We start from the raw sequence: 19,796 nt of genomic DNA on the forward strand, positions 1-19,796 counted from the left end.
GAGGTACAAATGACATCGGAGTTACAATTGAACAATAAATTATTGATAAAATTATTGATAGTGGACGATAGGAAAGAAAATATTTTTTCCTTGAAATCATTGCTCGAAGATACTGGCGCTGAAATTTTTTCTGCAAGCTCTGGTGCCGACGCTTTAGGTCTTATGATTGACAATGACTTTGCTTTGGCACTTGTAGATGTCCAAATGCCAGAAATGGATGGCTTCGAACTTGCCGAGCTTATGCATGGCGCAGATAAAACAAAAAATATTCCGATTATATTTGTGACAGCCGCTTCAGAGTCTTCGGGATTCGCATTTAAAGGTTATGAAAGAGGTGCCGTTGACTTTATGTATAAGCCAATCAACCCAGCTATTCTTAAAAGCAAAGTTCGCATATTTATGGAGCTCGATGCCCAGAAAGAACTTCTTCAATTTAAAATGAAAGAGTTAAGGCATGCCAAGGAAGCTGCGGAAAATGCGAATCGATTAAAGTCTGCATTTTTAGCTAACATAAGTCATGAAATTAGAACTCCACTCAATGCGATTATAGGCTTCGCGGATATCTTGAGCGCTGAAAATATTGCCTCAGAAGAAAGAATCGAGTATTCGACAATTATTTCTCGCAATGGAAAATCATTGGTGTATATCATCAATGATATTTTGGATTTATCTAAAGTAGAAGCTGGTCACATAGAAATAGAGAATATAAATTATTCTCCACAACAAGTAGTTAATGAAGCTTTAGATCTCATGATTGTAAAAGTAGACAAAAAAAATATCGCTTTAAAAATGAATGTTTCTAAAAATTTTCCGCAAACATCTGTAGCAGATCCGACGAGATTAAAACAAATTCTAACCAACATCATTGGCAATGCCATTAAATTCACGGAGAAAGGTAGCGTTACCGTGTCTCTTTCTTACTCAGAAGAAGACCAAATGCTCTCTTTTACAGTTGAAGACACGGGGATGGGAATTGCTAATGACCAGGCAGAAAAGCTTTTCAAGCCTTTCATGCAGGCAGACAATTCTATTACCAGAAAATTTGGAGGCACGGGGTTAGGGTTAGTATTAGCAAAACGCCTAGCTCAACTTATGGGTGGTGATGTGGTACTTTTAAAAACCAATATCAACGAGGGAAGCTCTTTTGTTATCAAGATCAAACACTCTGATGGCAATTCTCTTTAAAAAAATACCAATCGTAGAGCTGCCAATATCAGAGCTACGCTCAAAAGTCTTACAATGGTTGTACCCTTCACCCGTGAAGATAATTTTGCTCCAAATGGTGCGCCTAGCGCAATTCCGGCTGCAATATAAAAGACCACCGGTTGATGAAAGGTTAAAGTTTGATTGATGTAGTGTTCAGCACTGGCCACAATTGTCGAGACTGCTAGTATAGTGTGCGAAGTTGCTACTGCAACGTGAGCAGGGAATTGAACTACTTCGATCAAAAAAGGGACGTGGATGATTCCACCACCAAGTCCCAAAACGCTTGCAAATATTCCAACAAAAAAACTCCCTATAGTGCCTAGAATGTAAGTTTTTCGATTCGGATTGAGTTGATGAGTATTGACGGTGGAACTTGGTTTTGGCTTCTTAATAAAAAGATAGACACCCATGATAAATAAAAAAGCACCAAAGGATGTCTCATAGGTATTTCTATTTAGCATACCATTTAGTTGTACGCCTAGCCATGCGCCGGGAAGACTGGCCAGGGAAAATAAAGCGGCTGAGCGCAGATGGACTTTCTTTTTTATCAAATAGGAAATGGAGCCCACCGTAGAATTAATTGCAACACAGAATAAACTTATGGCGGTAATATGCTGAGGGGGCAATTCAGGGTAAAGAGCGAGTAACACGGGAATCAAAATAATTCCTCCGCCAATACCCATGAGTGTTCCTAGAATTCCAACGCTTAAACCTAAAATAAAAAATAATAATAAACTCATTACGAATTCATAATTACTTAACAGGGACAATATTGGAATTAATATTTGTAGTTACTTAAACCTTATGATGCTAGAGTCCTAAAACTTGAAAAAATAGGACAAATTCACGCGGTGGGTTGGAACTCTGTTCTTTCAATAAACTTGCTTATTGTTCATTGCGATAATCACACAATCTTACGGTAGCTGCATTTTTTAGTGTAAGCTAAGGTATAATCTTTGGAGGTCTTATTTCGCTCGAACTCAATCAAATATTTTTTATTATAATTATGATGGGCGCACTTTATCTTTTCATTTCCGAGAAAGTGCGCGTTGACGTGACAGCTGTCTTAGTGATTTTGGCCTTGGTCATAACTCGTATTTTAGATCCAAAAGAGGCATTGAGCGGTTTTTCAAGTGAACCCGCCATCATCGTGGCAGCTGTATTTGTACTCTCAGGAGCTCTAGCCACAACGGGCGTAACGGATTGGATTGGGGAAAAGGTCAGTCTCGCGGCAGGTAAAAGCGAGTGGAGAGCCATTTTGGTATTTATGTTTGTAGTGGCATCATTGTCGGCCTTTACTCATCATTTGATGATCACCGCGATGATGCTTCCTGTGGTGATGAAATTTTGTGAAGAAAAAAAAATAGCGTCTTCTAGAGTTCTTATACCTATGGCGACGGCCGCTTCTCTTGGAACCACCATGACCATCATCAGTGCTCCAGCATTTTTACTCGCGGCTAGTATTTTAAAAAGATCCGGTGAGCCGGCTTTAGGTGTGTTTTCTGTTTTTCCTCTGGGGATAACGCTCACTTTGATGAGCATTGTCTTTATTATTTTAATTCGATGGATATTACCTAAAAGATCTGGAGAAAGTGGTTTAGAAAATAAATTTCAAATCGAGCAGTTCTACACAGAGCTGGTCATACCACAAAATTCAAAATGGATTGGAGTGGAATACAAAGAATTTTCAGCCAGCACGGAAAAGCGTTTTGATGTCGTTGACTGGGTCAGGGAAGGGGCGACGAGAAGTCCTATTTCTTCCAGCCACACTATTAAGGAGGGAGATCTTTTTTTAGTCAAAGCTTCTCCTGAAGAGATAGTTTCTATTGATGAAAAGTTAGGGTTGGCTTTAAATCCCGTTAAAAAATATGCGCAGCAAATACAGACAGAAGAGGGTTCCAAAGAGCAACCCGCACTTTTGCAAGCTATAATTTCGCCCACTTCGCGACATATAGGAAAAACTATAGCCAACATTAATTTTTTACGATTGTACGAACTGATCGTAGTTGGTGTATGGAGAAAAAATGGCTGGTTGAAAGAAAAACTTTCTGAAACAAAAGTTAGACCAAATGACTTGCTAGTATTTTGGGGAAAGAACAATGGCTTTGATCGACTTATTGCCTCTCAAGATTTTTTATTTTTAAATCCTTTGAGTGTTGCCGGAAAAAAACGTGCTAAAATCTGGGTGGCAGCCATAATCATGATTACGGCCATTGTTTCTGCTGCCTATGATTGGCTTCCCCCACATATTTCTTTTTTAGCTGGCGCCATTATGATGGTATTGACCGGTTGTGTTTCACTTGAAAAAGCTTATGAATCGATCGAAGTGAAAATTTTTGTTATGATTGCGGGAGTAATTCCGCTAGGTATAGCTATGGAAAAAACTGGGGTTGCAAATCTGATTGCTAGTAATTTATCTCAGATTATAGGCTCATGGTCGCCATTTTATGTGATGCTCATGCTTTTCACGTGCGCAGCACTTCTCACACAAATTCTTTCCGATGCCGCGACCACTGTACTCTTGGCTCCGGTAGCGATCCTACTCGCTAATAAATTGCAGATCTCTCCAACTGCCGCTGTCATTACCACAACGGTTGGAGCAGTAGCTTCTTTCTTAACTCCTATTGGTCATCATGGAAATTTGTTGATTTTAAGTCCTGGTGATTATCGATTTGTGGATTTTTTAAAAGTTGGATTACCTCTGACTATTTTAATAGCAGTTGTAACCTCATATTTGAGTTTACAATTATTTAGTTAAGCTCAGAAGTTCTTTGGCAGAAGGCTTTAGGCAAAGGAACCATTTCAAATTTATCGTCGCCTCCAGCCAGAGCTTCCAAGAAAAGAGTTTTTTCTTCGTTTCCGCAACCGCCTTCAATAACAAAACCTTTGTTTTCCAATATCAGGTTTCCACTTTTATTGAGGCTGACTTGAACACGTCCACCATCACATTCAATTCCGCAATAATTGTCTTCTTCATTGCATAAAAAGAATCCGCGGTAGTTTTTAAATTCATGTTTTTTGCCTTTTAGGGTTACTTCAACTTCCATAATTCTAGTTTCATACTTAGAATCTGTACGTTTAGATCTTACAAATTTAGATTGGATTTTTTGTACAGTTTGTTTGTCATGAGATTTTAAGTAGTCAGCCCCATATTCACGGCCGTAACAGGCAGGTTCATTCAGGTTTAATTTAGAAAATACACCGTCAGTTGCGAGTGAAGTTTGTGAAGCAAGAAGTGTAATGCCTATGATAATATGTTTCATTTTTTTGTCCTTTGGGTTTTGGTGGTAGATACTTAGCATAAAACTGGGCAAATTGTCTTGTGTATAAAACCCAAATATTACTTTCTTTATACTTTAAGGGCTTTAAGAGTAGCTTTAAACCTAATTTGGGCTATCTTAGATAGGATTACTATTGCTGTTGCGCAAAAATTGCTTTGCGAAACCTTTGACAAGAATACCCATATCATAATGAATAGTCGGATGCTAAAAATTCGCCCTTTTAAACAGGCAGATCTAAAGGCCATACGCCAGTTCACGGACCGTGAAATTGGAGCTGGTTATTACTCTGAAAAAGAAATTCAGAGCATTTTTGAGAGGTCGTCCAAAAATGGCGTTATGTGTTCTCTTCTTCTTGAGGACTCCAACGGTGAAATTCGCGGAGTTAGAATTTCTTATCCCCAAGGACAATGGAAGCATGGAAAAGGAAAAGGACTCTGTTCGGAAAAATGGCCGCACTCTCTTGAGGAAACTGCTTACTTCCAATCTTCATTCATTTCGACAGATCTCCAAGGACAGGGTTGGGGCGGAAAGATTGCGCAGGAAGCTCTCTTTGCGTTAAAGGAAGTTGGCGCTAAAGGTGTTGTTTGTCATTCTTGGAAAGAAAGCCCAAATGGTTCATCAACACGTTATTTAAAAAAAATAGGTTTTGAATTGATCAAAGAACATCCGGAGTATTGGAAAGAAGTGGATTACAACTGCACTCGTTGCGGAAAACCACCATGTCTTTGCACGGCTCAGGAGATGTATTTAAATTTAGAAAATATTTAGAATTATAGTGGTCATCACAGTGACCACTGAGATCAGAGGGGAAAAAGTATGAGTACTTCATATTGGTTAGATCGCAGTCCGAATAAAGAAAAAAAAATTTACGATGTTGTTATCGTAGGAGCTGGAATTTCTGGATTATCAACAGCCTATTGGATGAACAAAGAAGATCCTTCTTTAAAAATTGCAATCGTTGAGAAATCGAGACTTACTTTTGGCGCTAGCGGAAGAAATGCCGGATTTGTAACTTGTGGATCTGTTGAACACTTCAACCGTATGATCGGCAAACATGGATTAGATCAAGCTGTAGACATCTGGAGATATTCAGAAACAAATCTTAAACTTTTACAAAGTGAAATCATTCAAGATAAAGCTGCGGCGCTCGAGTTCGAACAAAACGGTGCATACTCACTTGCGGCTCAAGAAAACGAATATGCGGAACTTGCTGAGGTTGCAAAGATTATGGCAGGTCTTGATATAAAAACCGAAACTTTCAATTCTGAACAAATTAAAAAACTTGTAGGTGCAACAAACTTTGTGGGCGGAATCAAGTATATGGATGATGCTTCAGTAAATCCGGTTAAACTTGTTAATGAAATGGCTTCCAAAGTAAAGGCTGATATTTTTGAGTTAACAGAAGGTTATGAGATTACGCAAACCGATGAAGGCACGAGAATTTTAAAGACAGACAATGGTGATTTTGAAGCTCCGATGATTGTTATCAACTTGAATGGTTATTCTTCAACATTGCATCCGTATTTCAAAGATAAAATTTATCCAACGCGTGGCCAATGCTTAATGATGGAGAGAGTTCCGAGATTTATGGAAGGTCCTTGTTATGCAAACTTCTACCTGGATTATTTCAGACAAATTCCGACTGGTGAATTATTGATTGGTGGATTTAGACAAGTGGAAAAAGAAACAGAAACTGGTTGTTCAGATCATATCACTGATCCTATTCAAAACTCTTTGCATGATTTTGTGATGACTCATCTTCCCCAGTACAAAAACGCAAAAGTGACTCACAGATGGTCAGGAGTGATGGGCTTTTCTAAAGACGGCGAGCCAATGATTGGATCAATACCAGATGACAATCAAATTTTCTTTGCTGGTGGATACACGGGGCATGGAATCGGTATGGCATTCCATACTGGAAAATGTTTAACGGATCTCGTATTTGGTCGTGAAATTCCAAAATGGATTTCTGCGCGTAGATTTGCCTGATCCTAATACAGCGCTCGCTATGGCGAGCACTATTGAAACACAACTTGATTATACATAAAGGAGCATAGTGCTTGCCACAGCAAGCACTGAAATAGGATATGACTTTATCAGATCTCTCAATTAAAAAACCGGTTTTTGCATGGATGTTGATGTTTGGTCTGATCACTTTTGGTGCGATCAGCTTTACCCGTATGGGTGTGAGCGAGATGCCTGATGTGGAATTTCCAATCATCGCTTTGACTGCCAGGTATGAAGGCGCCGCTCCGGAAGTGATTGAAGCTGACGTGGTAGATCCTTTAGAAGACGCTTTAGTCAGTATTCAAGGAGTCAAGAATGTCACTTCGAAGTCTAGAGTAGGTGTTGCAGAGATCACAGTGGAATTTGATTTGAATCGCAATATCGATGCTGCTTTTCAGGATGTTCAAGCCAAGATTTCTCAAATTCAAGATATGCTTCCAACAGAGATGGAGCCGATTTCCATTATGAAAATCGCCATGTCTGAGTTTCCGATCATGTGGATTTCTGTTAAGAGCTCAACCATGCAGCTCAATGATCTTATGGTTTATGTGAAAAATGAAATCAGAGATCACATCACGACAGTCCCTGGTGTAGGGAATCTTTGGATGCCAGGATATTTAGAACCAAATCTTAGAGTTTGGGTAGACAATAAAGCTCTTCAAAACTACGCGCTCTCGATCACGGACATTGTAAACACAATAAAAACTGAGCACACGGAACCGCCCTCAGGTCGCGCAGAATTTGACAAGAAAGAATATTCTTTGAGAACGTTAGGTGAAGAAAAAACTGTAGAGGGTTTTTCTAATATTCTTATTAATTCTCGTGGCGGCGGTCCGAACTACAATCCTGTTCCTCTCAGTCGAGTTGCAAAAGTGGAAGAGGGAACTGTTGATATCATGCAGTTTGCCAGAACCAATGGTGAAACAGCTGTGGGTCTTGGAGTTGTAAAGCAAAGAGGGGCGAATGCCGTTAGCGTTGCAAAGGCAGTGAAAGCTAAAATTGCAGCTATTCAAAAGATTTTGCCTGAAGGTACGACGATGGTTGTAAACTTCGACGGAACAAAGTTCGTTGAAGAAGCTGTTCAGGAATTAATTTTAACTTTAATTCTTGCGGCCATTCTTACTTCTCTAGTTTGCTGGATATTTATTGGTTCTTGGGCTTCAACGCTGAATGTTTTGCTAGCGATTCCAACCTCTGTTCTCGGAAGTTTTATTATTTTATCTTTTGCTGGCTTTACTTTAAATATTTTTACTCTTTTGGGTTTAAGTTTAGCGATTGGTATTGTTGTCGATGATGCCATTATGGTTTTAGAAAATATTATTCGTCATCGCGAGATGGGAAAACCTCGCAAGGAAGCTGCTATTTTTGGTGCGAGAGAAATTACTTTTGCAGCAATGGCGGCCTCGGTGGCTTTGGTTGCAATTTTTCTTCCGATTGCTTTTATGGAAGGAATTATCGGAAAATTCTTGTACCAGTTTGGTGTTACGTTAAGTGCTGCCGTGATGATTTCATTGCTTGAAGCCTTAACTCTTACTCCCATGAGAGCGGCGCAATTTAAAGGAGACATTGAACGTCATTCTAAATTTGGTAAATTCTTTGAAGCGAGTTTTGTAAAAGTAAAAGATTTTTATGAGAGAACTTTGACTTCCACTTTGAATCACCGTTGGAAAGTGTTAATTGCATCTCTTGTTTTCTTTGTATTGAGTTTTGGGTCCGTTGCTTTTTTAAAGGGCGAATTTCAACCAGCCCAGGATCAAAGTATGTTGATGATCCAAATGACAAATCCTCCCGGTTCGGCGATCACTCTGACGGATGAGAGAGCTAAGCTTGTAGAAAAATATTTGGCAGAACGTTCAGAAGTGAATACATTCTTCTTAGCCGCTGGTGGTTTTACTGGTGGTGAGACTTATGCAGCAATTATATTCATTGAGATGAAGCCAAAAGGCAGTCGTGGAATTGATGCCAAGAGTGGCAAAGAATTAACTCAGCAAGAATTTATCGCAGTCGTCAGAGATTTCTTAAACGAAACCATTCCAGAATCAAAACCTCAAGTCCAAGATCCATCCACTCAAGGTTTTGGAGGGAGTGGTAACGGATATCCTGTGGAATTTACGATTCAAGGACCAGATTGGATAAAGCTCAGTGAGTACGCTGAAAAAATCATGGAAGAATTGAAAACTAAAAAATTAATGACTGATGTGAACTCAGATCTTTTAACTGGAGCTCCTGAAATTCACATTGTACCAAATCGTCAGAAAGCCTCTGAAAGAGGCGTCGATATTACATCTGTTGGAGCTGTCGTGAATGCAACAATGGGTGGGGCGATTGCTGGCTCTTATGAAAAAGGTGGGCATCGTTATGATATCCGAGTTAAACTCACCGACGAAGCCAGATCTCCGGTAGAAAGAATCAAAGAACTTTATGTACGTAATAACCGCGGCGAGATGATTTCATTAGCAGATGTTGTAGATGTTAAAGAAGAAGTCGTAGCCTCATCGATCTCTAGAAAAAACAGGGAAAGAGCGATTACAATTTTTGGAAACCCTGGTGATAAATTAAGTCAGCAGGAAAGTTTAGTGAAGGCCGAAGAAACTGCAAAAAATGTTCTTCCAGAAGGTTACACATTCAACTTGAGCGGGTCAGCAGAAGAAATGGAAAGAAGTTTCTTGGGACTATTGATTGCAATGGGAATGGGATTCCTGGTTGCATACATGGTACTTGCTTCACAGTTTGATAGCTTTATCGATCCATTTACAGTGTTCGTAGCAATGCCATTCAGTTTCTCGGGAGCGTTCTTAGGACTTCTTATCGGAGGACAAACAATCAACTTATTCAGTATGATTGGTTTAGTGCTGCTGATGGGTATTGTGAAAAAGAATTCCATCTTGCTTGTGGACTTTACAAATCAAGTGCGCGATCACGAGAAAAAAGATGTATTGTCATCGCTTCTAAAGGCTTGTCCAAATCGCCTACGTCCAATTCTTATGACTTCGATTGCGACGATTGCAGGAGCTTTGCCAGCAGCAATGAGTTTTGGACCGGGAGCCGAGGCTCGTCAGCCTATGGCAATTGCAGTGATTGGTGGTGTGTTGGTTTCAACATTATTAACACTGTATGTGGTTCCTATAGTGTATAGCTTATTCTCAAAATTTGATAAGAGATCTCGTCAAAAAGAAGAATTGGAGGCTTAGATGTCAGTAGAATCAGCAAAGCATGTAGGTGGCTTAGCTTATGATATAAAATTGCCAGAATTTTTAATCCGTGTGGATGTTAAAGAAAAGCAAGGCGGTGCAAACTCTGCTCCTGATCCCCACGATTATTTGGAAGCGGCACTTGCAGGATGTACTGCCATCACAGTTCAGATGTATGCAAATAGAAAGGGTATTCCTCTTGAAAGTGTAGACGTTAAAATTTCGATCACGAAAGAAGGCAAAGAGGGAAATGAAATTACAAGAGAAGTGAAGTTTAAAGGCAACCTCACCGAAGAACAAAAAACTATGTTGTTAGCTATTGCTGAAAAGTGCCCAATACACCACTTCCTAGTTCGTGGTGCGAATATTCGTACCACGCAAATGGTTGAGTCATGAGTGATTATATAATTAAAAGTAAAGAGAAAGACCTCGGTGGATTTTTAATTCACAGATCACTTCCGACAGCAAAGAAGAGGCAGTTAGGGCCTTTTGTATTCTTAGATCATATCGGACCTGTAAGTATTGATGAACAACATGCCATGGATGTTAGGCCTCATCCTCATATTGGTTTGGCTACAGTGACTTATTTTTTTAGTGGAAGAGGGTTTCACCGCGACAGCATTGGTTCTGAGCAATTAATCACGCCAGGAGATTTGAACTGGATGACGGCAGGAAGAGGAATTGTTCATTCAGAAAGAACACCGCAGGAAGATCGTCATGCTAGTGCCCAGGTGAATATGCATGGCGTGCAAATTTGGGTAGGACTTCCCAAAGATAAAGAAGAATGTGATCCTTATTTTACTCATTACCCGAAAGAAATATTACCCAACTTGCAGATTGTAGACGGCTTGAAAGTAAAGCTCATGATCGGGGAATACGGAAGCGTAAAGTCTCCTGTCACATGTGCTTCGCGAACTTTATTTATGGATATCTTGAGTGAAAAAAATTTAAAAACAAAACTTTCTTTCAATGAAGTTGAGGTCGGTCTATTTTTAGTTGCTGGAAAAGCCGTCGTGAACGATCAAGAAATGATCGTCGATGACTTAATGGTACTTACAGATCCAAGTAATGCAGAAATTCAATTCGAAAAGGGTACGCGATTTGTTGTCATAGGCGGAGATCCTTTTTTGGAGGAACGCTTTATGTGGTGGAACTTTGTGTCTTCAAGCAAAGAACGTTTAAGAAAGGCAGCTTTAGATTGGCAAGCGCAAAAATTTGGACAGGTTCCTGGAGAAGCAGAATGGATTCCTTTGCCTGAAGGACCGCTTCCTTAATAAAAAATGTTTCAAATAAAATCAAAGAAAAACGTATCATTTTGATTACATCATATTTTGAGACGAATTCTCCTGTCTATTTCGTTTAAATTTTAATTTAATCTATTTCACCAGAAACTCTGGTAAACTATCGGTGCATCTAAAAAATTATTAATTGCTGAAGCGGTACGTATGAAGGAGAAACAGCATATGGGTAATATAAGAAATCTTATATTTAGGTTACTTTCGTTGGTCTTTATTTCAATGATAGTAATTTCTTGTAACCAACAGGCTTTGCCAGATCAAGATTCTGACTCAGAACCAATAGATTATGCTTATACACTGACTTTGGGTAGTCCGTTGCCTGGGGATACTATTCTAGCTGTAGATGGGGCCCATGGAGATTGCACAATATCCGCGGGTTTTGATGAAATCACATATACAAAAACGGATCTTGCATATACGGGAACAGATGTGTGTGGTTTCGTCGATTCGATTTGTTCTAATGGATTTGCAATTAATTTTTCTGCCCCAGTACCTGCACTTGTTGGTACTGGAGCAAACTGTGCCTCTATTTAAAAAGAACTAAATACTACTCGAGTCTATCAGCGTATTCAGGCATTTCTTTACGAATGAACTCCGCAATGCCGCCGGGCATATTCACGAGATAAATAAAAAGTTGTTCCTGCGAGCGAGCGCATTTTCGAAGATCATATGGATTTTTGGCTTTAAGTACTCCGCCAGAGAAAATGGTTCTAAGAGCATTTTCTCCAATTTTTCCCGCCAATAAAGAATTTTTATTATTCAAAGCAATTTGCAATTCCTCGATACTTCTTGCTGCAGTTTTCTCACACTCAATTCCATTAATTACGACAACATTGGGGTTCAATGTATTATAGATAGAAAGACTGGCGGTTTTACAAGATGCGTATTCGGCATTATCGCTTGTTTTTAAAGCTAATTCCTGAATTTGGGTCATGGATGCTAGTGCTTTGCTTTCCGCTACCACGATTTCCGCATCGGAGGAATATGGAGATAACTTGTTTGAAGAATGAAGATACGTTGTTATTGCAACCGATGCAATTTTCTCACAGCTTTCTTTAATGGAGTCTTCTGCCCAAGTTAAAGTCGAAAATAATGATATTATTAATACTAATGTTTTCATAAAATACCTCTTCTTTTACTTTTGTAAATTGAAATTTAAGTAGGTGAGTGCCATAGCTAGGCTGTGGTTTCCTTCGTGATCATAAAAAGAAATTTTTGTAGAACTCAAAGCATCACGGTATACTTGATATACTTCGGTAGTGCTTTGATTGCTTAAAATTGCCAACCTTGTAAGGTTCATGGCAAATATAGGATCAATATCTCGATTGAGCATAGACAACTGACTTAAGGCTGTTCTATTAAAAATATCTACGACTTCATCAAGGCTTTTGCCAGACTGAAGCTTTATGAAAACGATTTCATAAGCAAACTGATTCTCAGACAATTTTTTGCTTCTTTTTAAATGGCTATAATTGTGAGCGGAGTTGTAGAGACCAATAACTTGATCCAAAGTCTTTTCAAATAGCAAAGACAAAGTGGTCAATTGCATTGCTAACTCTGAATCTTGATGAGATCGCCTGTAAGCTGAGTTGAATGCTTGGATAGTATCATCGATAGATTTGCCAGAAGAAAAAGCCAGTTTCGTAAACTGTAAGCTATCCTGAACTCTTGTTGAGTGCTCGTCTCCTTTATGTGTTCTGACATAAAAATCTCTATAGAGAGAATAGACCTCATCGCGGGTCAGATTGTTTTCCAATGCTATTTCTGTTAATTTTATGGCTAATTTTTCATTTCCGCCAATGAGATCAAAGAAGTCATTATGCAATTTTATAATAGCATCCACAGAAGTATTAAATTTAAAGTTAAGATAACTTATTCTTAAAGCGAGATCGCTATTGCCTTCGCGGATCAAAGATGCACGCGTACGAGAAAAAACAGTATTATAAAATTCGATCGTTTGAGCCAAATCACGAGATGATTGGCTTTGAATGGAAGTATTGTTTTCTGAAAACAACTGACTGCACTGTTGGCTAGAGGCATTTACGCCTTGATACAAAAACACTATCGTTAAGATTATAAATGTATTTTTCATATTAATGTAGAATATAGCAGCAATATCAGGTTAGCAGTGATTTAATCATTACTTATAAAAATATTTCACTAACGTAAAAACTTTGATCAAAAAATGAAGACATTATTTTTATTCGCAGTTTTTTTATTTTCGACAGGAGCCCATGCTGTAGCTCCTAAATTTAGCGCCTTTGCTGATAGTGACAATTTGCATGTAACAGTTTTGTATAACTGTAATCATGTGATGGGAAGCTTAGAAGTAAGGTTATAGGAATTTCCTTTTCTCCCTGACTATTCAGAAAAAGATCAAATTGTAGAAAGTCTGTGTATTTTAATACAGTTTACAAATGGAAATAGAGTGGTTTGGCCTGAGCCCCTCACATTAGACAGTGCATAATGCGGGGCTCATTCCAAATTTTATGTTTTATTTTCTTCGCTCTAAATATCCTTTTAAGCTTTCCAATACTTTGCCATTTTGTATACACTCTTTTTTAAAAGAATAAGATCCAAAGCCACTGAGTCCTGATTTAGTACGATTACAGCCACTATCGAATTTTTCTATAATTTCTAGTTTTTTAATATGGTCTTGCTTACAAAATGCTTCCATCTTTTGAAGACAAGCCAAATCATCCCATTTGCATCTAGTGCTAACATTAGATTCTATATAATGCAGTAAATCTATATGTTCACTTGAGCACAAAGGACCTTCGCTACGTGGAAACTTAGCAGATTTCCTTTCTTTATTTTTTCCACAATAAATTGTGTAATCAAGCACTCCTGCCTCGGCAACTTGTAAACCATATGACTTTAAATCATTACACTCATTAAGATATAAGTTATAACCCGTATCAAGAGGAGTACCTTCAAAAGGTATCTGCTTTAGCTGGCAATGTCCTGAGACATACGAATGGTAAAACAATATAGATCCCGGATATAAAGTATATTGATCTTGATAAGGAACATTTCCATTGTCTGAGAGAGGAGTATAATTTTCTTTAGATATTTTGTTCCCATTATAGTCCAGGGCTTCTAAAGTTACTGTCGTAGTTTTATCGTTGTTTACTTTTAATTTTGCTCTACAGCCTCCAAGGCTAGGATATGCAACTTCTATAACACCACTGTCATTTATACGAGCCCATTTCTGAACAGAAGTTCCGCCCGAATAAATTTCCAGTTCATAAGCATTGTTGCTCCTCACATAACTGTTATTACCAACTCCATCTGCAAAAGCGAAATGGCCTACGCAAACCAATGCGAAAACTAAAGATTTTTTCATAAAATATATTGTCCTTTTTGTTTTTAGCTTTTAGGCAGAGGCGGTTTCGCTAGACTTACCCATAGGCTGTAAGTGCAATAGCTAGACCAAGGTCTAAGCTTAATTAAAGGAGACACAATGAGCTCCCATTGTCCAAAAAGTTTACATTATGCTGATTTTGGTCAGCAATCTCGAGAGGAGAAGTCGAAGGATGGAAAAAAATCAAATTTCAAATGTTATTCCACAAGCTCAAACATCAAAATCGGTTCCCGAATTTATTAGAAATAGTTTTCAACTTATAAAAAATCACGTATCTAATGATTTTTTTCTGAATACCATCAAGAGTTTGGATATCAAATCTCGAGTCACTTATAACCAGATCATTCGCAACAAAAGGCATTTTCCAAAAAATAAAATACCAACACTTGCTACAGCGTTGGATTTATCTTTTTCAGAAAAAATAGCTCTCGATTGTTTGGCCGAAGGATATCAGCCGACTTCGCCGAATTTTTCCCAAGAGTATGTTTTAGGTTCCGCAAATGTTCTTTCGCATCCCATTCACACAATGATTTTAAATCTTTGTGGCCTTAACAAAAAAATGAAATCTCAAGACATTGTTCGGAGCATGAATTCTATTTTCCCTGGAAGTTTAATTCACTTATCTATAGAGCTCTTATTAAAAGAAGGATTGCTTGTAGCAGAAGACTCTCAAACCCTTGTCAAAACAGAAAGAAAATATCAGTTGTCAGTACCATCTGGAGTAAGGCTTGATCACGCAAAGCAATACCTTGCAGAATCTTTTGATCTAATGAAAAAAAATTATGATTTACCTTTGAATGAGCGTGAATACACCGCTTTTACTGCAAAAATAAAAAAAGAGGATTTCATAAAACTCAAGGATCTCGTGAGAGACTTTAGAAAATCCGTATACGAACTCTCAAGTTCTCAAGATCAAGATGCAGTAGTTCAAGTTGTACTGGGGTCCTTTATTTTAAACCCAGAAGAAAATGATCAGGAAATAGTTTAAAGGTGGTACAAACGATCATAATCTCTTTACACTGACAAAAAATGGAATGGTTTCGATTCAATAGGCATTTATATTTATACTGACTTCTTAGGCTAAATTTTATTAAAAATCGTAGGTGTTCGAATAGCTTGGAGATTGGTGCGAGCGGGGAGACTCGAACTCCCACGTCTTTCGACATACGCCCCTCAAACGTACGTGTCTACCAATTCCACCACGCTCGCATTTCATTGAGTTTGAGAGAACAATAGAAATAACGACATCTGGCAAAATGGTCAATTCTAGACTTTTTTGTAACCCACTTTTTATTTGGCTATGTCATAATATCTGAAGTTAATCCTTCAAGGATGAGGGGAGTGAGCATGAATATCAAAAAACTAAAGCAACTCACGCAAGAACTTGAGAAGACTCTTGAGGAGCTTAGAAAACAAACAGATCCAAAGGCCCGAATGCAGATTTTTTCTCATTTTAAGCAGGTCTATGCAGAGATCAAGTCAGAAACATCAGAAAAAGCAGCTAGTTAGTTGGTCCTGTAAAATAACTGGTCAGCCGTTACTGACCTTCTACAAACTCCTAAGTCATTGAATTCTAAAGTACATTTTCAAATTACGATCAAGTTGAGACAAAAAAAGTCTTTTTGTGTCTAAAAAGCAGTGTCTCAATCATCTACACTTTTAAATCATAGTTGAATAATTTCATATACTTAAACCGTGTACATAAAGTCGGCATGCCACTCGCATTAGTAATGTATGAGTGAGGAGTATTTATGAAAAACGCATTCTTACACAACCTATTGAAAAGCACGCTAGTGATGGCTTTAGCTTTATCAGCAACTGCTGGTTGTTCTAAAAAAGAAACTAAGAAAGCTGCCGACAATATCCCTGATGATACGCAAGGCGTAGACGATGCAGGCAATGTTGTATACGACGGCGGTACAGCACCAGTGGACAGTTTCTCTTTATCATTACTTGAAACGTATGCTGGTAGAAGAATCAATAATCCAAAGAACTTAAGAATCACTCTTGATGTATTCAACGTTGCAAACACAGGCGCAACTAAACAATACGGTGGTACTTTCAAAATCAGTTACGAAGAATCATACAATGGTGGTACGAGAACAGTTTCTGGAAACTTTAATTCTGGAACTTCGATTCAAGACACTAGGTACAACAAGTTCTACAACACTGGCGGAACAGAGAAGTTAAAACTTTTCTTCCAAGATAATCTCGGCGCGATCATCGTATCTGTAGAAGCCATAAACGTGAATGACTTAGAAACTAAATATAAAGGAAGAGTTTACTTTAGAAACTTTGACTTTGGGGTGTGTTCAAACCCACCTCCTTGGATGGCGGCACAGTGTAATATTCAATCTCCATCGAAGTGTTGGAATATTTCTGCAGGTCCCTACGACTGTAGAGCCTACATGAGTGGAAAAAATGTAAAACCAGATGCTGTTGATCTTCCAGGTTATGGATCAGATCCAGATGGTTACAACGGTCCAGGATACCAACAGCTCTTTACAATTACGAATTTAGATATAGATGAAGCTTTAAACCAAGGGTTGTAAAAGACCTTAAAGAAGAACAGCAGAATTAATCGCAGAGGTAAGTTATGAAGGAAAATTTAATCAAAAAAATCTTTACGGTACTAGGATTTCTGGTGCTTGCTTTTGTAGCGCTCAATATGAATGCTTGCAGTAAAGATAAAAAAAATAACACGAACCCGAATCCTAACGGACAATATGGATACGGTCCAGGAGTGGGCGGCGGTGTTTTGGCCAATGCTGTTGGATCAGGTTATGATATAGACATCCGATTCACCATCAGTGGTGTCAACGGTGGACGAGCCGGTGCAATGGGAGTTTTAATTGTGAAGTCAAATGCCTGTCCAGGATTAATCGCAGGACAAACTTACAACCTAGAAACGATTGCTCCAGGAGTTTACTACAATGGAGATTTCTTTCCTCCGATGGGCCAAGGTTTTACGATGAGAACTCAGAATGGTATCGATGTTTATGTTGAAGGTTTTTTAACGAACCAACAAGAACCAGACGGTGCACGCAGAATGAGCGGTGTGGTTGTGCTCACAGGTTGCGGATCTATGAACGTAATGTAATTTCCTTCAAAGCAATGACTTTCAGAGAAGAGTTGAACGATATCGAAAAAATAGGAGTCAACAATCTATGTTCTTGCCTGCCAAATTGATTTTATTTATCGGGTGTATTGGCTTCCTATCTGGGCTAACTTTCGAAATGGTACTTGCTGCCAATTCTGCGCAGTGTGCTTCTTTATTTGAGAAATCGGAAATCATAGAATATGGAGTATTAGATGCTCAGATGAGCCAGGAAAATCCTGGTTGGGATGTATATTTTTTGGGTGAAGGAGCTACGGGCAGAGTCTTCAGGTTCAAAAGTACAATTGACTCTAAAGTTTTTGTAAGAAAAATAATAAAAGAAAATATTTCTACTAAAGAAGAAGTGGAAAATATTATTCAATTTCAAAAAAATGCAGAAGGAATTGAGGGGTTAAGGGTAGTAAAAGTCTTAGATTATTCAAAGTCTTTTATTGATTTGGAGTCAGTGCAAGGTAAAGATCTTAGTTTTTATATTGATTCTCAACATCCTAAAGCAAAACATTATGAGTCTAGATATTTAGAAATAAGTAAAATTTTAGAGGAAAGAATTAAAAGAAATCTTGGAGCGCTTCGGGTTGAGGCCGGTAATAGTATTTTAGAATGGGCTTATATAATACCTCCAGCTTATTCTATTCTATCTTTAAAAAGAGATAATATTTTAATAGATGCGCTAACGGGCGATCTTGTGATCATTGATACATATTAAATTGATGCTCAAAACCAAATATTAGGAACCTACATTGTATTGTTTTATTTTCTTGCGCTTCTCTCGTTATGGACATTTAATATAGCCATGTCACTTCCACAATGGGTTGAATTCTTTGATGAATTGCAAAATGTAAGAGGTCGTTCTCTGAACACAGTCATGGCTTATCGTCGTGATCTTGAGCTCTATGTGGCCTTCAAAAAAACATCTTCCAATATCCAAGCTTTCTATCATTTTATGAAAGAGCAGGGTTTGAGTGAAAGATCTCAAGCTCGTGTGATCTCAAGCCTTAGAACCTATTTTAAGTTCTGTGAAGATCGCGGGATGAAGAGTCCAGAACTTCGCGAGCTTAAGCTTCCAAAAGTAAAGAACAAGCTTCCCGATGTTTTAACTAAGGGAGAGTTCGATAGCTTGTTTGAATCTTGCAAAGCCGAAGATCCCTTCAGATCCGCAAGAAACCAAATGACGCTTTTAATGCTTTTTGGATCGGGCTGCCGAGTTTCAGAATTGATCGGCCTAGACCTTAAAGATTTTAACGAAACAGAAAGTTATTTGATCATTACGGGTAAAGGCAACAAGCAGCGAGCCGTTCCTTTAACCGAACACTTAAAGTCAGAACTTAAGATTTACCTTGAACAAATTAGACCTAAAATTTTAAAAGAAAACACGCAAAGTATTTTCATCAATGATCGTGGAAATCGTCCCAGCAGAGTCGATATCTGGCGATGGTTATCAAGTTGGTCAAAGAAAGCGGGCCTCAAGCAAGCGGTAAGCCCCCACCAATTCCGACATGGTTGTGCAACGGCATTGCTAGAATCGGGTGCGGATTTAAGATCCATTCAACTGCTATTAGGTCACTCAAGTCTTCAGACCACCCAGATCTACACAACAGTGACCAGCAATAAGCTCGCCCAAACTGTTGAAGACCACCATCCACTTTCTACAATCAAAGATATCTAACAAATTTATTCATGCGAGATAAGTTGTCTTAAATCCGAATTTATTTCGAAATCCGTCCGGACAATTTATTTAAGGGCTTATTTAATTAAGTTTAAGCAGTGCTTTAACTTTGCATCTATTGTCTTTTATGAAAATTCAATCGTTCATTAGAGATAAGATGGGGCTTCGGCCAGTAGAAGTGGAAGTCAGCTTAACGCCTGGAATCCCGAGGATTCAGTTTTTGGGGTTGCCGGATGCGACCATCAAGGAAAGTGTGTTGAGAATTCAATCGGCCTTAAAGCATTGCGGATTTGATCTTCCGAAATCCAAACAAATTATCGTTCAGCTTAAACCCAATTATTTAAAAAAAAGTTCTCGAGGGATTGACCTTGCGGTAGCGGCGGGAATTCTTTGGGAAATTGGACAGGCTCCAAAGCCGGAAGAGGAAAGTGTTTCTCTTTATGGTGAGCTCACTTTAAAAGGTGATGTGTTGGTGCCGGATGATTTCAATGATTTAGAAGATCCTTCGGAGAAACTGTACACTGGAAAAATTGAGTCATCTCAAGGCTTTGATATTTATTCTTTAAGCTCTTTAAGAGATATTTCGAATCCGGTTTTCTGGTCAAAAAGTGATGATCATATTTCTATAAAGAGGCCTCATATTGCCGATTTTAAAATCACAAAAG

General features: G+C 38.4%; 20 protein-coding genes and 1 tRNA gene. 15 read left to right on the forward strand and 6 right to left on the reverse strand.

All coding sequences use genetic code 11. The features are described from left to right. Positions 1 to 27 precede the first annotated feature (27 nt). Positions 28 to 1,185, forward strand: coding sequence for an ATP-binding protein (locus V4596_10790; GenBank protein ID MES2769619.1), 1,158 nt, complete (start codon positions 28 to 30; stop codon positions 1,183 to 1,185). Here the strand turns inward: V4596_10790 and V4596_10795 are convergent. Further along, positions 1,182 to 1,946: a sulfite exporter TauE/SafE family protein gene (locus tag V4596_10795; protein ID MES2769620.1), complete on the reverse strand. Its 765-nt coding sequence runs from the start codon at positions 1,944 to 1,946 to the stop codon at positions 1,182 to 1,184. The two genes, V4596_10790 and V4596_10795, sit on opposite strands and share 4 nt — an antisense overlap. Before the next feature lie 266 nt (positions 1,947 to 2,212). Here V4596_10795 and V4596_10800 point away from each other — a divergent pair, with 266 nt between their 5' ends. Beyond that, positions 2,213 to 3,964 carry an SLC13 family permease gene (locus tag V4596_10800; protein MES2769621.1) on the forward strand — a complete coding sequence of 584 codons (1,752 nt, stop codon included), beginning with the start codon at positions 2,213 to 2,215 and terminating at the stop codon, positions 3,962 to 3,964. Here V4596_10800 and V4596_10805 read toward each other — a convergent pair. Then, complete coding sequence (locus V4596_10805) at positions 3,957 to 4,469, reverse strand: hypothetical protein (protein MES2769622.1); 513 nt, start codon at positions 4,467 to 4,469, stop codon at positions 3,957 to 3,959. The two genes, V4596_10800 and V4596_10805, sit on opposite strands and share 8 nt — an antisense overlap. 219 nt (positions 4,470 to 4,688) lie before the next feature. Between V4596_10805 and V4596_10810 the strand changes: the two genes are divergently transcribed. The 6 genes from V4596_10810 to V4596_10835 all read left to right on the forward strand — a co-directional run bounded on the left by V4596_10810 (position 4,689) and on the right by V4596_10835 (position 11,517). Beyond that, positions 4,689 to 5,255, forward strand: a complete 567-nt coding sequence (locus V4596_10810) for a GNAT family N-acetyltransferase (GenBank protein ID MES2769623.1) — start codon at positions 4,689 to 4,691, stop codon at positions 5,253 to 5,255. A gap of 48 nt (positions 5,256 to 5,303) precedes the next feature. Beyond that, a complete protein-coding gene (locus V4596_10815; protein ID MES2769624.1) occupies positions 5,304 to 6,476 on the forward strand; it encodes an FAD-binding oxidoreductase in 1,173 nt (390 codons plus the stop codon). Positions 6,477 to 6,574: 98 nt separating this feature from the next. Continuing rightward, positions 6,575 to 9,685 carry an efflux RND transporter permease subunit gene (locus V4596_10820; GenBank protein ID MES2769625.1) on the forward strand — a complete coding sequence of 1,037 codons (3,111 nt, stop codon included), beginning with the start codon at positions 6,575 to 6,577 and terminating at the stop codon, positions 9,683 to 9,685. Further along, positions 9,686 to 10,081, forward strand: coding sequence for an OsmC family protein (locus V4596_10825; GenBank protein ID MES2769626.1), 396 nt, complete (start codon positions 9,686 to 9,688; stop codon positions 10,079 to 10,081). Next, positions 10,078 to 10,959 (forward strand): pirin family protein, encoded by an 882-nt coding sequence (locus tag V4596_10830; GenBank protein MES2769627.1) that lies wholly within the window; start codon positions 10,078 to 10,080, stop codon positions 10,957 to 10,959. The genes V4596_10825 and V4596_10830 overlap by 4 nt, the downstream gene beginning before the upstream one ends. Positions 10,960 to 11,202: 243 nt before the next feature. Next, a complete protein-coding gene (locus tag V4596_10835; protein ID MES2769628.1) occupies positions 11,203 to 11,517 on the forward strand; it encodes a hypothetical protein in 315 nt (104 codons plus the stop codon). 13 nt (positions 11,518 to 11,530) lie between these two features. Here the strand turns inward: V4596_10835 and V4596_10840 are convergent, their stop codons facing one another. The 3 genes from V4596_10840 to V4596_10850 form a co-directional block, all read right to left on the reverse strand. Then, entirely contained in the window at positions 11,531 to 12,103 is a 573-nt protein-coding gene (locus V4596_10840) for a hypothetical protein (GenBank protein ID MES2769629.1), read from the reverse strand. Between the two features lie 15 nt (positions 12,104 to 12,118). Then, entirely contained in the window at positions 12,119 to 13,075 is a 957-nt protein-coding gene (locus V4596_10845; GenBank protein ID MES2769630.1) for a hypothetical protein, read from the reverse strand. 402 nt (positions 13,076 to 13,477) lie between these two features. Next, positions 13,478 to 14,329, reverse strand: coding sequence for a hypothetical protein (locus V4596_10850; GenBank protein MES2769631.1), 852 nt, complete (start codon positions 14,327 to 14,329; stop codon positions 13,478 to 13,480). 190 nt (positions 14,330 to 14,519) lie between these two features. On the opposite strand from V4596_10850, the gene V4596_10855 reads away from it, so the two are divergent. Continuing rightward, a complete protein-coding gene (locus V4596_10855; protein ID MES2769632.1) occupies positions 14,520 to 15,335 on the forward strand; it encodes a DUF4423 domain-containing protein in 816 nt (271 codons plus the stop codon). A gap of 136 nt (positions 15,336 to 15,471) precedes the next feature. Here the strand turns inward: V4596_10855 and V4596_10860 are convergent. After that, positions 15,472 to 15,556, reverse strand: a tRNA-Leu gene (locus tag V4596_10860). A gap of 138 nt (positions 15,557 to 15,694) precedes the next feature. Between V4596_10860 and V4596_10865 the strand changes: the two genes are divergently transcribed. From V4596_10865 to V4596_10890, 6 genes are all read left to right on the forward strand, one after another. Next, positions 15,695 to 15,856, forward strand: coding sequence for a hypothetical protein (locus tag V4596_10865; protein ID MES2769633.1), 162 nt, complete (start codon positions 15,695 to 15,697; stop codon positions 15,854 to 15,856). Positions 15,857 to 16,098: 242 nt separating this feature from the next. Beyond that, a complete protein-coding gene (locus V4596_10870) occupies positions 16,099 to 16,899 on the forward strand; it encodes a hypothetical protein (protein ID MES2769634.1) in 801 nt (266 codons plus the stop codon). A gap of 44 nt (positions 16,900 to 16,943) precedes the next feature. Beyond that, entirely contained in the window at positions 16,944 to 17,447 is a 504-nt protein-coding gene (locus V4596_10875) for a hypothetical protein (protein ID MES2769635.1), read from the forward strand. Between the two features lie 67 nt (positions 17,448 to 17,514). After that, on the forward strand, positions 17,515 to 18,171 hold the full coding sequence (locus V4596_10880; GenBank protein MES2769636.1) for a hypothetical protein: 657 nt from the start codon (positions 17,515 to 17,517) through the stop codon (positions 18,169 to 18,171). 87 nt (positions 18,172 to 18,258) lie between these two features. Beyond that, positions 18,259 to 19,131 (forward strand): tyrosine-type recombinase/integrase, encoded by an 873-nt coding sequence (locus V4596_10885; GenBank protein ID MES2769637.1) that lies wholly within the window; start codon positions 18,259 to 18,261, stop codon positions 19,129 to 19,131. Between the two features lie 127 nt (positions 19,132 to 19,258). After that, positions 19,259 to 19,796: magnesium chelatase domain-containing protein (locus V4596_10890; protein ID MES2769638.1), on the forward strand; the 538-nt coding region annotated here is incomplete at its 3' end.

Source organism: Bdellovibrionota bacterium (genome assembly GCA_040386775.1).
GTDB lineage: Bacteria > Bdellovibrionota > Bdellovibrionia > Bdellovibrionales > JAEYZS01 > JAEYZS01.